We start from the raw sequence: 13,750 nt of genomic DNA on the forward strand, positions 1-13,750 counted from the left end.
CGCGGCGGCCCGCGGAAACTTCAGCCCAGTTTCTGTTTCAGCAGTTCGTTGACCTGCTGGGGATTGGCCTTGCCCTTGGCCGCCTTCATGATCTGGCCGACCAGGGAATTGAAGGCCTTCTGCTTGCCGGCGCGGTATTCCTCGACCACCGCGGGATGGGCCGCCAGCACCTCGTCTATCATCGCGGCGATCGCGCCGCTGTCGCTGATCTGGCGCAGGCCCCGGGCCTCGATGATGGCATCCGGATCGCCTTGTTGTTCGCCGGCCCACATGGCGGCGAACACCTCGCGGGCGATCTTGTTCGAGATCGTGCCGTCGATGATGCGGCCGATCAGCGCGGCAAGCCGCGTGGGCGCGACCGGGCAGGCGGCCAGCTCGATTTCGTCGCGGTGCAGCGCCGCGGCTACCTCGCCCATGATCCAGTTGGCGGCCAGCTTGGCCTGGCCCGCGGGCAGGCCGGCGGCGGCCTGTTCGAAATAGGCGGCGGTAGTGCGGTCCATGGTCAACTGGGCCGCGTCGTAGCCGCTCAGGCCGAAGTCCTTTTCGAAGCGCGCTCGCATGTGCGACGGCAGTTCCGGCATGGACTCGCGCACCCGTTCGATCCAGTCGGCGCCTATGACCAGCGGCGGCAGGTCGGGATCGGGGAAATAGCGGTAATCGTGCGCGTCTTCCTTGCTGCGCATGCTGCGCGTTTCGTCGCGTTCGGAATCGTACAGGCGCGTTTCCTGGCGCACGGTGCCGCCGTCTTCGATGAGTTCGATCTGGCGCCGCACCTCGTACTGGATGGCGCGTTCGAGAAAGCGGAAGGAATTCAGGTTCTTGATTTCGCTGCGCGTGCCGAATTCGGCCTGCCCCTTGGGGCGCACCGAGACATTGGCGTCGACCCGGAACGAGCCTTCCTGCATATTGCCGTCGCAGATGCCCAGCCACACCACCAGGCCGTGCAGCGCGCGGACATAGGCCACGGCCTCGGCGGCCGAACGGATTTCCGGCTCGGAGACGATCTCGAGCAGCGGCGTGCCGGCGCGGTTCAGGTCCACGCCGCTGGACGACTCGCCGTGCGGGCCGGTATAGCCCTGGTGCAGCAGCTTGCCGGCGTCCTCTTCGAGGTGGGCGCGGGTGATGTTGATGGTTTTTTCCTGGTCGCCGACGAAGAAGCTCAGCGTGCCGCCCTGCACCACCGGGATCTCGTACTGGCTGATCTGGTAGTTCTTGGGCAGGTCGGGGTAGAAGTAGTTCTTGCGGGCGAAGATCGAGCGCGGCGCGATCTTCGCGCCTATCGCCAGGCCGAGGCGGATCGCGCGATCCACCGCGTCGTGGTTCATGACCGGCAGGCTGCCGGGCAGCGCCATGTCGATCTCATTGGCCTGCGTGTTGGGCGGGGCGCCGAAACGCGTGCTGCTGCCCGAAAATATTTTCGATTCGGTGGAAAGCTGGGTATGCGTTTCCAGCCCGATGACGATTTCCCATTCCATCATTGCGCTTCCGGTTTGCGTTGATGCCAGTCGGTGGTCTGCTGGTAGCGGTCGGCGATTGCCAGCAAGCGGCCTTCGCTGAAGTAGTCGCCTATGATCTGCAGCCCCACCGGCAGCCGGCCTTGCGCGCCGCCGAAGCCGCAGGGCACGGATATCGCGGGCAGCCCGGCCAGGCTGACGCCCAGCGTATAGACGTCGGCCAGCCAATCGGCCGTGGGGTCGTCGCGGTTGACGCCCAGGGGCTTGGCCACGGAAGGCGTGACCGGCCCCATGATCACGTCGCAATGCTGCGCGTAGGCTTGCTGGAAGTCGTCGACGATCATGCGCCGCACTTTCTGCGCCTGCAGGTAGTAGGCGTCGTAGTAGCCATGCGACAGCACGTAGGTGCCGACCATGATGCGGCGCCGGACCTCGGGGCCGAAGCCCTCGCTGCGCGAACGGCTGACCATTTCGGCCAGGTCGCGGTATTGCTCGGCGCGGTGGCCGTAGCGCACCCCGTCGTAGCGCGACAGGTTGCTGGAGGCCTCGGCCGGGGCGATGACGTAGTAGGCGGGAATCGACAGGCTGGTGCGCGGCAGCGATATGGCCACGCGCTGCGCGCCCAGGGATTCGAAGTGCTGCAGCGCCGCCTCGACCGCGCGGGCCACGTCGTCGGCCAGGCCGGCGTCGAAGAATTCGGCCGGCACCCCTATGCGCAGCCCCTGCAGCGGCTTGGCGCCGGCCGCGGCAAAGGCGGCGGATTCTGCCTCGAAGGCGGCGCGTACGCGCCCTGGCTGGTTGGGGGCGCCGTCGCAGTGTTCGAGGCTGGTGGAGTCGCGCGGATCGAAGCCGCTCATGACGTCGAGCAGTTCCAGCAGGTCGCGTGCGTTGCGGGCGAAGGGGCCGGCCTGGTCGAGGCTGGAGCCGAAGGCCACCATGCCGAAGCGCGATACGGTGCCGTAGGTGGGCTTGATGCCGCTGACGCCGCATAGCGCGGCGGGCTGGCGCACCGAGCCGCCCGTGTCGGTGCCGGTGGCGGCGGCTGCCAGGCCCGCGGCCACGGCAGCGGCCGAGCCGCCCGATGAGCCGCCGGGCACGCAGGCGGGATCCCAGGGGTTCTTGACCGCCCCGTAGGCCGAGTTCTCGTTGCCCGAGCCCATGGCGAATTCGTCGCAGTTCAGCTTGCCCAGGGACACGGCGCCGGCCTGCGCCAGGCGCTGCACCACGGTGGCGTCGAAGGGGCTGGTGTAGTGCTCGAGCATGCGGCTGGCCGCGGTAGTGCGCCAGCCGCGGGTGACGAAGACGTCTTTGTGCGCGATGGGTATGCCTGCCAGCGGCCCGGCGCGGCCGGCGGCCAGCGCGGCATCGGCTTCGCGGGCCTGGGCGCGGGTCAGTTCGGGGTCGATGTGCAGGAAGGCATTCAGCGGGCTGGCCTGGGCGGCCGCCAGGGCGCTGTCGGCGAGCTCCAGGGCGCTGACTTCCTTGGCGCGCAGGGCCGCGCGCAGGGCTTCGATGCTGTCGTAGCGGGTATGCAGGGCGGAAGTGTCGGACATGAGTTACTCGAGGACGGTCGGTACCAGGAACAGGCCTTCGGACGCGGCGGGGGCGTTGGACATGAGTTCCTGGCGCTGCTCCAGGGTGTGCGTGGGGGCGGCGGCGTCCGGGCGCAGGCGCAGCGTGATTTCCTGGTGCGCCGAGAGCGGATGCGCCATGGGCTCGATGCCTTGCGTGTCGACGGCCTGCAACTGCTGGATCAGGTCGAAGATGCCGTTCAGTTCGGACAGCGCGCGCTGCGCCGCTTCGGGCGTGAGTTCAAGGCGCGCCAGCTGTGCGATGCGCGCAACGTCTTTGTGGTCGATGGCCATGGGGGATTCCGGTATCGGGGCTAGCGGCCGAACCGGCCAGAGGCGGCCGGCGGACTTGCATAGCCCGGCCTGCGGGAGCCTGTTACAAAGGTTTAACAGACCCTCTGCGAGCTTAACAAAGGCAAATTATAAGTTATCATTGTCGGTTTAATCCCCAGTGGTTTTTGCGGCAAAGGTTTACCTGGCTGCGGATGTGCTGCGGCGGTTCGTTTTCACCGTTTTTTTTGCCTTTCCGGGCCTGCGGCCCTGGGGGCGCGAATCCGATGGAAAATCGTTTGCGCCGGGCGCCCGCCGCCAAGAGGACTCGTGCCGCCTCGTTTCCTGGGCTATCCCTGTGTGCCGTCGATCCCGGCGCCCGCAGCGGGGCTTATATTCAAAATTTAGACTTGGCTGAGCGTCCATGTTCGGATTTCTACGTAGTTATTTCTCCAGCGATATGGCGATCGACCTCGGTACCGCCAACACGCTCATCTATGTCCGGGGCAAGGGGATCGTGCTGGACGAGCCGTCCGTAGTGGCCATACGTCACGACGGCAGCCCCAACGGCAAGAAAATCATCCAGGCGGTAGGCCAGGAAGCCAAGCAGATGCTGGGCCGCGTGCCCGGCAACATCGAAGCCATTCGCCCCATGAAAGACGGCGTGATCGCCGACTTCACCGTCACCGAGCAGATGCTCAAGCAGTTCATACGCATGGTGCACCCGCGCAGCATGTTTGCGCCCAGCCCGCGCATCATCGTCTGCGTGCCTTGCGGCTCGACCCAGGTCGAACGCCGCGCCATCCGCGAATCGGCGCTGGGCGCCGGCGCCAGCCAGGTCTTCCTCATCGAAGAACCCATGGCGGCGGCCATAGGCGCAGGACTGGCGGTGTCCGACGCGAGCGGCTCCATGGTGGTCGACATCGGCGGCGGCACCACCGAGGTGGCCATCATCTCGCTGGGCGGCATGGTCTACAAGGGCTCGGTGCGCGTGGGCGGCGACAAGTTCGACGAAGCCATCATCAACTACATACGCCGCAACTACGGCATGCTGATCGGCGAGCCCACGGCCGAAATGATCAAGAAAGAAGTGGGTTCGGCCTTCCCGGGTTCCGAGATCCGCGAGATCGAGGTCAAGGGCCGCAATCTGTCCGAAGGCGTGCCGCGCGGCTTCACGGTGTCGTCCAACGAGATCCTCGAATCGCTCACCGACCCGCTCAACCAGATCGTGTCGGCGGTCAAGACGGCTCTCGAACAGACGCCGCCGGAACTCGGCGCCGATATTACCGACAAAGGTATTTCACTGACCGGCGGCGGCGCCCTGCTGCGCGACCTCGACCGCCTGCTGCAGGAAGAAACCGGCTTGCCGGTGGTGGTGGCCGAAGACCCCCTCACCTGCGTGGTGCGGGGCTGCGGCGAGGCGCTCGAACATCTCGAGCGCCTGGGTACGGTGTTCATCTACGACTGACCGTTCCCGGGTCGAATGCCAAAGCGTGCGCGCGTGTCCTGTTTGGCTGATCCAGCGGGACACTGAGCAGGTTTACGCGCGAGTACTGTACTGTCATGCAAGAAAATCGGACGATCAGGCTGTTCAGGCATGGACCGACCGCCGAATTCCGGCTGGTCGTTCTGGTCGTCCTGTCCTTGTCCCTGCTGGTGGTCGATGCGCGCTGGCGCGTGCTGGATCCCGCCCGGCAGGCGATCTCCGTGGTCTTGTATCCGTTCCAGCGCCTGGTGCTGGCACCGCGCGACCTGGTCGAGAACTTCAATAACTGGATGGACGCCGCCACGGTCGCGCGCACCGAGAAAGAGGCGCTGCAGAAGCAGCGCATAGAACTCGCGCAGATCGCCACGCATGCCGCCCAGTTGTCGGCCGAGAACGAACAACTGCGCCGCCTGCTCAAAGTGGCCGACACGGTGTCGCAGCCCTCGGTGGCGGTCGAGGTCATGTACGAGCCTCCCAATGCGTTCGTGCACCATCTGATCTTCAACAAGGGCACGTCCGACGGCATTCGCGCCGGCATGCCGGTCATCGACGAGGGCGGCGTGGTCGGCCAGATAGTCCGGGTCACGCCCTTTACCTCCGAGGCCGCGCTGCTGACCGACGACAATGTGTCGATCCCCGTGCAGGTGCTGCGCAACGGCCTGCGGCTGATCTCCTTCGGCGGCAATGTCAGCGGCCAGGTCGAGGTGCGCTACCTGACGGCCAACGCCGACATCCGCGCCGGCGATACACTCATTACCAGCGGCATCGGCGGCTTGTTCCCTGCCGGGCTGTCGGTGGCCAAGATAGAAAAAGTCGAGCGCGACTCGGCCACGGGCTTTGCCCGCGCCCTGGCCACGCCTTTGTCGCATCCGGAACGCTACCGGCATTTCCTGGTGCTGCGCGTGGACGTTTCGCGCCTGCCGCCCTCATCCGATACGGAGACCCAAGACCATGGTTCGCAGGCCGGGCAGTGAAGCCACGCACCGGGCGAGCGGCGTCTCGTCCCTGAGGGCGCTGCAGCCCATAGACAGTTCGCCGTTCAAACAGCCTGCGCATCCCGTGTTCGTGTGGGGCACGGTGCTGGTGGTGTGGCTGGTTTCGTTCCTGCCCTGGCGCGACTGGCTGGCGGCGCCGGACATCCTGCTGCTGGTCATTGCCTTCTGGTGCCTGAACGAACCGCAGCGGGTGTCGATGTTCACCGCTTTCATATTCGGCCTGTCCATGGATGTGCAGGACGCCGGGCTGCTGGGCGAAAAGGCGCTGGCATATACACTGGTGGCCTACGGCGCCGTTGCCTTGTCGCGCCGGCTGCATCGCTTCGGTTCGGTGATACAGGCCATCCACTTGTTGCCGGTCTTCGTGTTTTCGGCGATGGCCACGCACCTGATCCATGCCTGGCTGGCGGGCGAATGGGGCGGCTGGCAGTGGCTCTGGTCGGCGTTGTTCACGGCCGCCTTGTGGCCGGTGGCCGACACCTTGCTGCATATGCCGCAGCGTCGCCTGGACGAAACCGATCCCGGCTCGGTCTAGGGCCTGCAGGTCCCGGCCCGGATTTTTTTATGTTCGAATTCAAGAAAACATCGCACCGCCAGAAACGGCGGATCGTGCTGCGCATCTGGGTCGCCGGGGTCTTCGCGCTGCTGTGCTTCGGCGGTTTGCTGGCGCGCCTCTGGTACCTGCAGGTCGACCGCTACGAAGGCCTGGCCGAGCGCGCCGACCAGAACCGCATCGCCGTGGTGCCCATCCCGCCGCGGCGCGGCGAGATCGTCGACCGCAACGGTGTGGTGCTGGCGCGCAACTATCGCGACTACACGCTCGAGGTCGTTCCCGCCCGGGTCGAGCACATGACGCAGATGCTCGACGCCCTGTCGCGGCTGGTCACGCTGACGCCGCTGGATCTCAAGCGCTTCCGGCTGCGGCTGTCGCAGAATGGCCGCTATGCCCACGTACTGCTGCGCAACAACTTGAACGACACCGAGGCCGCCTGGTTCGCCGCCCACGCCTATGAATTCCCCGGGGTGGAACTGCGCGCCCGCTGGGTGCGGGAATATCCGCAGCACGAGACCGCCGCCCACGTGCTCGGTTTCGTCGGCCGCATATCCGAGACCGACGAGGCTCAACTGGAAGAGGACGGCCGCGCCGGCAACTACCGCGGTACCAACGTGATCGGCAAGAAAGGCATAGAAAAAACCTGGGAAGACGCGCTGCACGGGCATACCGGCCTCGAAGAGGTCGAAGTCACGGCCTCGGGGCGTCCGGTGCGGGTGCTGCGCCGGGTCGATCCCGTGCCCGGCTCCAACCTGGTGCTGTCGCTGGACATAGGCTTGCAGAAGGTGGCCGAGAAACTGTTCGAGGGCAAGCGCGGCGCGCTGGTGGCCATCGATCCCAAGACGGGCGATGTACTGGCTTTTGTTTCTTCGCCTTCGTTCGATCCCAATCTGTTCGTCGACGGCATCGACGTCGAGAACTGGCGCAAGCTCAACGATTCGCCCGACCATCCCCTGATCAATCGGCCCTTGTACGGTACCTATCCGATCGGCTCGACCTACAAGCCCTTCGTGGCGCTGGCCGCGCTGCAATTGCACAAGCGCAGCGCCACCGAGCGCATTCCCGACCCCGGCTATTTCGAGTTCGCCGGGCAGAAATACCGCAATGCGGGCGGCGCGGCGTATGGCCCCACCGACATGCATCATGCCCTGGTAGTGTCGTCCGACACGTATTTCTTTTCGCTCGGGCCCGAGATCGGCGTGGACGCGCTGCACGACTTCACCAAGCAGTTCGGCTTCGGCCAGCTCACCGGCATCGACCTGGACGGCGAGCGGCGCGGCGTGCTGCCTTCCACCGCCTGGAAGCGCCACGCCTACAAGAAGCCCTCGCAGCAGCACTGGTATACAGGGGAAAGCATCTCGGTGGCGGTGGGCCAGGGCTACAACTCGTTCACCTTGCTGCAACTGGCGCAGGCCACCGCCGTGCTGGCCAATAATGGCGTCTACATGAAGCCGCACCTGGTCAGCTTGGTCGAGAATTCCATGACGGGCAAGATCAAGCGCACGGTCACCAAGCCGTCCTATACCATTCCGCTCAAGCCCGAGAATCTCAAGGTGGTCAAGGATGCGCTGGTGGACGTGGTGCGCCACGGCACCGCGCGGCAGGCCTTTGTCGGCGCCCCCTACCAGGCGGCGGGCAAGACCGGCACCGCCCAGGTCTACAGCCTGCGCGGCCGCTATCACAATACCAATGTGCCGGAACGGCTGCGCGACCACGCGCTGTTCATGGCGTATGCCCCGGCCGAAGACCCGCGCATCGCGGTGGCGCTGATCGTCGAGAATGGCGGCTGGGGGGCCACCGTGGCCGCGCCGATCGCGCGCAAGGTGTTCGACTATTGGCTGTCGCCCGATCGCACCGAAAACGAGAACCAGGTGCTCATGCCTGCGGAACTGGTCGACGGCCTGCCTCCCAAGGCGCGCGAGGCGGTGACCGAGACCCAGGCCGTGCCCGAGCCCCAGTCCGCCGAGCACACATCCGAGGAGTCGCCCGATGCCGTCGTGCCTCCAGAGGACCAGCCCGACAACGAGCAGGACGGCAAGGACCCGCTGGCGCCGATGCGGCCGCACGGTGCGGCCCCGCAAGCCATTACCCTGGGCGAACATCGCGAACCGGAGCGCCAATGAAACGCATCGTCGACGCAATCGTCAAGGCATTGACCGCATTCGACTGGCCCTTGCTGGCCATCCTGGTATTGATGATGCTGCTGGGCATGACGATCATGCATTCGGCCGTGGGCGGGACCGATCTGCGCTTCTCCGACCAGATGCGCAATTTCATGATCGCGTTCTTCGCGATGTGGGTGGCGGCCCTGCTGTCTCCGCCCAAGCTGATGAAACTGGCCGTGCCGTTCTACATACTGGGCGTGGCATTGTTGCTGGGCGTGGAATTTGCCGGCGAGACCAGCAAGGGCGCGACACGCTGGCTGAACCTGGGGTTCGGCCGGATCCAGCCCTCCGAGATGATGAAGATCGCCGTGCCGCTGATGCTGGCCTGGTATTTCCATGAGCACCAGGGCAAGCTGCGGATACTGGATTTCATCGTCGCCGGGGTGCTGCTGGCGATTCCTTTCGGCCTGATCGCCAAGCAGCCCGACCTGGGTACCGCGCTGCTGGTGTTTACCGCGGGCTTTTGCGTCATCTACTTCGGCGGCCTGTCCTTCAAGCTGCTGATTCCCCTGGTGCTGATCACCGCGGTGGCCCTGGGGTCGCTGGTGTACTACGAGTCGCGCATCTGCCAGCCGGGTGTCGACTGGGTGGTGCTGCACGAATACCAGAAGCATCGGGTATGCACCTTGCTCGACCCCAGTTCCGACCCGCTGGGCAAGGGTTTCCACACCATACAGTCCATGATCGCCGTCGGCTCGGGCGGTGTGTACGGCAAGGGCTATATGCAGGGCACGCAGTCGCACCTGGATTTCATCCCCGAGCGCACCACCGATTTCATCTTTGCCGTGTATGCCGAGGAATTCGGCCTGTACGGCGGCATCATGCTGCTGGCCTTGTACACGCTGCTGATCGCGCGCGGCCTGTCGATCGCGCTCAAGGCCCGCACCCAGTTCGGGCGGCTGATGGCCGGGTCCATGGCCATGATGTTCTTCGTCTATGTGTTCGTGAACATCGGCATGGTGACGGGCATCCTGCCCGTGGTGGGGGTGCCGTTGCCGTTCATGAGCTATGGCGGCACGGCGCTCACGACGCTGGGCATAGCCTGCGGCATTTTGATGAGCATCAGCCGCTATCGGCCCGAGTCGGACTGATCCCGGTCCGGCGCCTGCATGCACCGTCCGCCGGTGCGACACCTCTTTGGGCGTAGACAGGTCCTAAATCAGGCTGTCGGCCGGGTACAGCCCGCCCAGCAGCTTCTTGACCGGGGCCGGCAGCGCCGCGCCGGCCAGCTCGCCCACCGGCACCCAGGCCTGTCCCGGCGCGGGCTCCTGCAGGCCCGGCGCCGTGCCGCGCAGCAGCCACGGTTCGATATGCAGTTTGAAATGCGTGAACGTGTGCGAGAAGGGCACCATGCGCTGTGCCGGGCCGCAGTCTATGCCACGGCTGCCGCAAGCGGCGCGCATGGCCTGCGCGTCCTCGTATTGCGGCAGGCACCAGAGGCCGCCCCAGATGCCCCGGGAAGGCCGCTGTTCGAGCAGCACGCGGCCATCCTGTTCCAGCACCAGCATTGCGCACTGCCTTTCGCCGGCCTGCTTGCGCGGCTTGGGCGCGGGCAGTTCGTGCTGCCTGGAATTCAGGCGCGCGTAGCAGCCCGCGGCCAGCGGGCATTGCGCACAGGCCGGCACGCCGCGCGTGCAGCAGCCGGCGCCCAGGTCCATCAGCCCCTGGGTGTAGGCGCCCATGTCCAGGCCGGCGTCGGCCGCATCGATCGCGGCCTGGGCGGTATGCCACAGTTGCTGCTCTACGGCGCGCGCGGCCGGATTGCCGTAGATTCCAAAGTAGCGCGTGAACACGCGCTTGACGTTGCCGTCCATGATGGGCGCGCGCTCGCCGTATGCGAAGGCGGCGATGGCGGCGGCGGTGGACCGGCCTATGCCGGGCAGTTGCGCGATATCTTCGGCGCGGCGCGGGAATTCGCCGTCCAGGCGTTCGCAGATCTCGCGTGCGCAGCGGTGCAGGTTGCGTGCCCGCGCGTAATATCCCAGTCCGGCCCAATAGGGCATGACCTCGTCCTGCGAGGCCTGCGCCAGCGCTCGCAGATCGGGAAAGCGGGCGAGAAATCGCTGGTAGTAATCCACCACGGTGGCGACCTGGGTCTGCTGCAGCATGATTTCCGACAGCCAGATGCGGTACGGGTCGCACGTGCCCTGCCAGGGCAGGCCGTGGCGGCCGCTGGTCCGCTGCCAGCGCACGACGGTTTCGGCAAAGCCGGCGATAGGCGCCGCGTCTGTAGCCGGCATCAGAAGCGCGTGCTGCGTGTGACCGACCAGCGCGCCGAGAGGGCGCCCAGTATGGCTACGACGATGATGGCCAGGCACAGGCTGAGCGCGTCGGGCAGGCGCAGCGTGAAGCTGGCGCCGTAGCTGCGGGCCAGGTGGGCCAGGGCGCTGTTCAGGGGAATGAGCGCGAGCGCCGAGAGCAGCACCGAAAGCAGGCTGGCCACGATGCCGGTGAGGGCCCCCAGGTACAGGAAGGGGCGGCGCACGAAGGATTCGGTCGCGCCCACCAGGCGGGCCACGCCGATTTCCTCGCGCTGGGTCAGGGCCTGCATGCGCACCGTATTGAATACCGTGGCCAGCACGACCAGCGCCACGCCTATGGCCAGCAGGCCCAGGCCGATGTGGCCGAAGCGCAGCAAGGCCTCGAGCCTCTGCACCCAGTCGCTGTCGAGATGCACCGCATCCACCTGCGGCCAGCCGCGCCATTGCTGCGCGAGTTCGTCCGCCCGCTGCGCCATGTCGGGCCCATTGTCCAGCGTGACCACGACGGCGTCGGGCAGGGGGTTGCCGGGCAGCGCCGCGAGCGCGTCGGCCCAGGTGGGGTTGGCCTTGAGCGCGCGCAGCGCCTGGTCGCGCGGCACCAGCCGCGCCGAATGTATGTGGTCGCGGAATTGGTCTTGTATGCGGGCCAGCACCTGCTTGCCGGCCCCGGCCGGCGCGTCCGGCTTGAGATATACCGTGACTTCGGGCGTGACCGATACCTGCCGGGCGACCGGCTGCGCCGATATCAGTATCGAGCCGCCAAGAATGGGCAGCGCCAGTGTCAGCGCAATGACCAATATATTGGCCACAGACGAGAAGGGCTGCGCCGACAGGCGGCGCAGGGCGACGAGCAGCGCGTAGCGGTGGTGCCGGACCCAGCGGTTCACAACTGGACTCCGGGGGTGTCGAAGAACCGGCCCTGGTGGTCGATGCGCAGGGTGCGCGTCGCATAGGAGGCCATCAGGGCCCGGTCGTGCGAGGCGATCAGCGTGGTGACGCCTACGCGGTTGAAATCGCGGAACACTTCCATGATGCGGCGCGCGCTGTCCTGGTCGAGGTTGGCAGTGGGCTCGTCGACGACGAGAATGGCGGGGCGGTTGACGATGGCCCGGGCTATGGCCAGCCGCTGCTGTTCGCCGCCCGACATTTCTATGGGGTTGAGGCCTTCCTTGCCCGACAGGCCGACCTTTTCCATGGCTGCCCGGGCGCGGGTCTGCGCCTGGCGGCTTTCCAGCCCGGCCACGGTCAGGGGCAGCAGCACATTGTTCATGGCGCTGCGGTCATAGAGCAAGTGGGTGTCCTGCAGGATGATGCCGACGGCGCGCCGCAGATAGGGGCGGGCCCGCGCCGTCATCTTGTCCAGGCGATGGCCGTTGACGTGCACGGCGCCGCGGCTGGAAGGCTCGAGGCCGCCGATCAGCTTGAGCAGGGTGGACTTGCCGGCGCCCGAAGGGCCCGATACGAACACGAATTCTCCGGGTTCTATGCGGAAGTTGATGTCCGCAAGAATATTCCTGCCGCGGCCATATGACTTGAATACGTGTTGAAATTCGATCATGGATTTAGGTTGAACAGGCCCTGCGGGTTGGGCATCCTAATATTAACCATTAGCCCTTAGAATATGCAAAGCGCCGCGCCGCCCGTCGTGCGCGAGCATCGGCGGGGGCGTTATCCGCCTTCGTACCGGCTTGCGCCCGAGGCCGCCTCGATCGCAAATCCGCAGTGTTCGCCACAGGAAGCCCGGGCCCTGGCCCATGAATATAAAAAAACCGCCGCAAACATCTACTGCCCGCCTGCGCCTGTCCTGGGGCGATCCGGCCCTGCGCGCGCTGGTCTACCAGTTGTTGATCCTGGCCGCGGTCGGCGCTGCTGCATGGTACCTGGTATCCAACACTCTGCACAATCTGGCGGCGCGCAACATCACCACGGGTTTCGATTTCCTGCATCGCGAGGCGGGCTTCGCCATCGGCGAAAGCGTCATCCCTTATACCCCCACCGACACATACGGCCGCGCGATCTGTGTGGGGCTGCTGAACACTTTGCGCGTATCCGCCGTGGGCATCGTCGCGACGACGCTGCTGGGCACGGTGCTGGGCGTGGCGCGCCTGTCGGGCAACTGGCTGGTGTCGCGCCTGGCGGGCGGGTATGTGGAAGTCGTGCGCAATATACCGCTGCTGCTGCAGTTGTTCTTCTGGTATGCGCTGATCACCCAGAGCCTGCCCGGGCCGCGCCAGGCCTTGCATCCGCTGCCCGGCGTGTTCCTGTCCAATCGCGGGCTGAAGCTGCCCTCGCTGCGCGGCGACGCGCTGGACTGGATGGCCGCGGGCCTGGCGCTGGCCATCGTCGGCATAGTCCTGCTCGGCCATTGGGTGCGGCGGCGCCACGAATCCACAGGCCGCATCTTCCCCTTCGGGCGCAGCGCGCTGGCGCTGGTGGTACTGCTGCCCGTGCTGGGCTGGTGGGCGGGCGGCGCGCCCCTGGCGCTGGACATGCCTTACCTCAGGGGTTTCAATTTCACCGGCGGCCTGACCCTGACGCCCGAGTTCGCGGCGCTGCTGGCTGGCCTGGTCATCTATACCTCGGCCTTCACTGCCGAAGTGGTGCGTTCGGGCATACAGGCCGTGGACCGCGGCCAATGGGAAGCCGCACAGGCGCTGGGGCTGCCGCGGCGGCGCATCTTGCGCCTGGTGGTGCTGCCGCAGGCCCTGCGCGTCATCGTGCCGCCCATGACCAGCCAGTACCTGAACCTGACCAAGAACAGCTCGCTGGCCGTGGCCATCGGCTATCCCGACCTGGTCTCGGTGGTCAACACCACGCTGAACCAGACCGGCCAGGCCATCGAGGGCATATTGATCATCATGGCCGCGTATCTCACGGTCAGCCTCTCGATAGCGCTGTTCATGAACTGGTACAACCGGCGCATCGCGCTGGTGGAGCGCTGACGTGCCGGGCGCCGCCAAGCAGCTTGCAAGCGCGCCACCGCCGCGGCCGCAAT

The 13,750-nt window shown here is 66.3% G+C and carries 12 protein-coding genes; 6 read left to right on the forward strand and 6 right to left on the reverse strand.

Annotated features, from left to right (window positions below; genetic code table 11):
* Window positions 1–20: 20 nt before the first annotated feature.
* The 3 genes from gatB to gatC are packed head-to-tail and all read right to left on the reverse strand — an operon-like array spanning window position 21 to window position 3,319.
* Window positions 21–1,475: an Asp-tRNA(Asn)/Glu-tRNA(Gln) amidotransferase subunit GatB gene (gatB, locus tag KVP10_RS12595; protein WP_217965005.1), complete on the reverse strand. Its 1,455-nt coding sequence runs from the start codon at window positions 1,473–1,475 to the stop codon at window positions 21–23.
* Window positions 1,475–3,007, reverse strand: a complete 1,533-nt coding sequence (gene gatA / locus KVP10_RS12600; protein WP_217964930.1) for an Asp-tRNA(Asn)/Glu-tRNA(Gln) amidotransferase subunit GatA — start codon at window positions 3,005–3,007, stop codon at window positions 1,475–1,477. Before gatA ends, gatB begins: the two co-directional genes overlap by 1 nt.
* A gap of 3 nt (window positions 3,008–3,010) precedes the next feature.
* Window positions 3,011–3,319, reverse strand: a complete 309-nt coding sequence (gene gatC / locus KVP10_RS12605) for an Asp-tRNA(Asn)/Glu-tRNA(Gln) amidotransferase subunit GatC (RefSeq protein ID WP_217964931.1) — start codon at window positions 3,317–3,319, stop codon at window positions 3,011–3,013.
* 400 nt (window positions 3,320–3,719) lie between these two features.
* On the opposite strand from gatC, the gene KVP10_RS12610 reads away from it, so the two are divergent.
* The 5 genes from KVP10_RS12610 (at window position 3,720) to rodA (ending at window position 9,585) form a co-directional block, all read left to right on the forward strand.
* Window positions 3,720–4,763 carry a rod shape-determining protein gene (locus KVP10_RS12610; protein WP_217964932.1) on the forward strand — a complete coding sequence of 348 codons (1,044 nt, stop codon included), beginning with the start codon at window positions 3,720–3,722 and terminating at the stop codon, window positions 4,761–4,763.
* 95 nt (window positions 4,764–4,858) lie between these two features.
* Window positions 4,859–5,755, forward strand: coding sequence for a rod shape-determining protein MreC (gene mreC / locus KVP10_RS12615; RefSeq protein ID WP_217964933.1), 897 nt, complete (start codon window positions 4,859–4,861; stop codon window positions 5,753–5,755).
* Window positions 5,733–6,311, forward strand: coding sequence for a rod shape-determining protein MreD (gene mreD, locus KVP10_RS12620; RefSeq protein ID WP_217964934.1), 579 nt, complete (start codon window positions 5,733–5,735; stop codon window positions 6,309–6,311). The genes mreC and mreD overlap by 23 nt, the downstream gene beginning before the upstream one ends.
* A gap of 29 nt (window positions 6,312–6,340) precedes the next feature.
* A complete protein-coding gene (gene mrdA / locus KVP10_RS12625; protein WP_217964935.1) occupies window positions 6,341–8,452 on the forward strand; it encodes a penicillin-binding protein 2 in 2,112 nt (703 codons plus the stop codon).
* The gene (rodA, locus tag KVP10_RS12630) at window positions 8,449–9,585 is read left to right on the forward strand and encodes a rod shape-determining protein RodA (RefSeq protein WP_217964936.1); all 1,137 of its coding nucleotides are present in this window, start codon (window positions 8,449–8,451) and stop codon (window positions 9,583–9,585) included. Before mrdA ends, rodA begins: the two co-directional genes overlap by 4 nt.
* A 63-nt stretch (window positions 9,586–9,648) precedes the next feature.
* Here the strand turns inward: rodA and mutY are convergent, their stop codons facing one another.
* Genes mutY through KVP10_RS12645 form a run of 3 tightly spaced genes read right to left on the reverse strand, consistent with a single transcriptional unit; the run spans window position 9,649 to window position 12,313 of the window.
* Window positions 9,649–10,734, reverse strand: a complete 1,086-nt coding sequence (gene mutY, locus KVP10_RS12635) for an A/G-specific adenine glycosylase (RefSeq protein ID WP_217964937.1) — start codon at window positions 10,732–10,734, stop codon at window positions 9,649–9,651.
* Entirely contained in the window at window positions 10,734–11,642 is a 909-nt protein-coding gene (locus KVP10_RS12640) for a cell division protein FtsX (protein ID WP_217964938.1), read from the reverse strand. The genes mutY and KVP10_RS12640 overlap by 1 nt, the downstream gene beginning before the upstream one ends.
* A complete protein-coding gene (locus tag KVP10_RS12645) occupies window positions 11,639–12,313 on the reverse strand; it encodes a cell division ATP-binding protein FtsE (protein WP_217964939.1) in 675 nt (224 codons plus the stop codon). Before KVP10_RS12645 ends, KVP10_RS12640 begins: the two co-directional genes overlap by 4 nt.
* A 196-nt stretch (window positions 12,314–12,509) precedes the next feature.
* Here KVP10_RS12645 and KVP10_RS12650 point away from each other — a divergent pair, with 196 nt between their 5' ends.
* Window positions 12,510–13,697, forward strand: coding sequence for an amino acid ABC transporter permease (locus KVP10_RS12650; protein WP_217964940.1), 1,188 nt, complete (start codon window positions 12,510–12,512; stop codon window positions 13,695–13,697).
* Window positions 13,698–13,750 lie beyond the last annotated feature (53 nt).

Origin of the sequence: Candidimonas humi, from assembly GCF_019166065.1 — a bacterium.
GTDB classification, from domain to species: Bacteria; Pseudomonadota; Gammaproteobacteria; order Burkholderiales; family Burkholderiaceae_B; genus Candidimonas; species Candidimonas humi.

What these genes read in the sequence shown, in the direction of transcription:
- gatB (WP_217965005.1), bottom strand. Translation starts at nt 1,475, where the DNA reads ATGGAATGGGAAATCGTCATCGGGCTGGAAACGCATACCCAGCTTTCC.
- gatA (WP_217964930.1), bottom strand. Translation starts at nt 3,007, where the DNA reads ATGTCCGACACTTCCGCCCTGCATACCCGCTACGACAGCATCGAAGCC.
- gatC (WP_217964931.1), bottom strand. Translation starts at nt 3,319, where the DNA reads ATGGCCATCGACCACAAAGACGTTGCGCGCATCGCACAGCTGGCGCGC.
- KVP10_RS12610 (WP_217964932.1), top strand. Translation starts at nt 3,720, where the DNA reads ATGTTCGGATTTCTACGTAGTTATTTCTCCAGCGATATGGCGATCGAC.
- mreC (WP_217964933.1), top strand. Translation starts at nt 4,859, where the DNA reads ATGCAAGAAAATCGGACGATCAGGCTGTTCAGGCATGGACCGACCGCC.
- mreD (WP_217964934.1), top strand. Translation starts at nt 5,733, where the DNA reads ATGGTTCGCAGGCCGGGCAGTGAAGCCACGCACCGGGCGAGCGGCGTC.
- mrdA (WP_217964935.1), top strand. Translation starts at nt 6,341, where the DNA reads ATGTTCGAATTCAAGAAAACATCGCACCGCCAGAAACGGCGGATCGTG.
- rodA (WP_217964936.1), top strand. Translation starts at nt 8,449, where the DNA reads ATGAAACGCATCGTCGACGCAATCGTCAAGGCATTGACCGCATTCGAC.
- mutY (WP_217964937.1), bottom strand. Translation starts at nt 10,734, where the DNA reads ATGCCGGCTACAGACGCGGCGCCTATCGCCGGCTTTGCCGAAACCGTC.
- KVP10_RS12645 (WP_217964939.1), bottom strand. Translation starts at nt 12,313, where the DNA reads ATGATCGAATTTCAACACGTATTCAAGTCATATGGCCGCGGCAGGAAT.
- KVP10_RS12650 (WP_217964940.1), top strand. Translation starts at nt 12,510, where the DNA reads ATGAATATAAAAAAACCGCCGCAAACATCTACTGCCCGCCTGCGCCTG.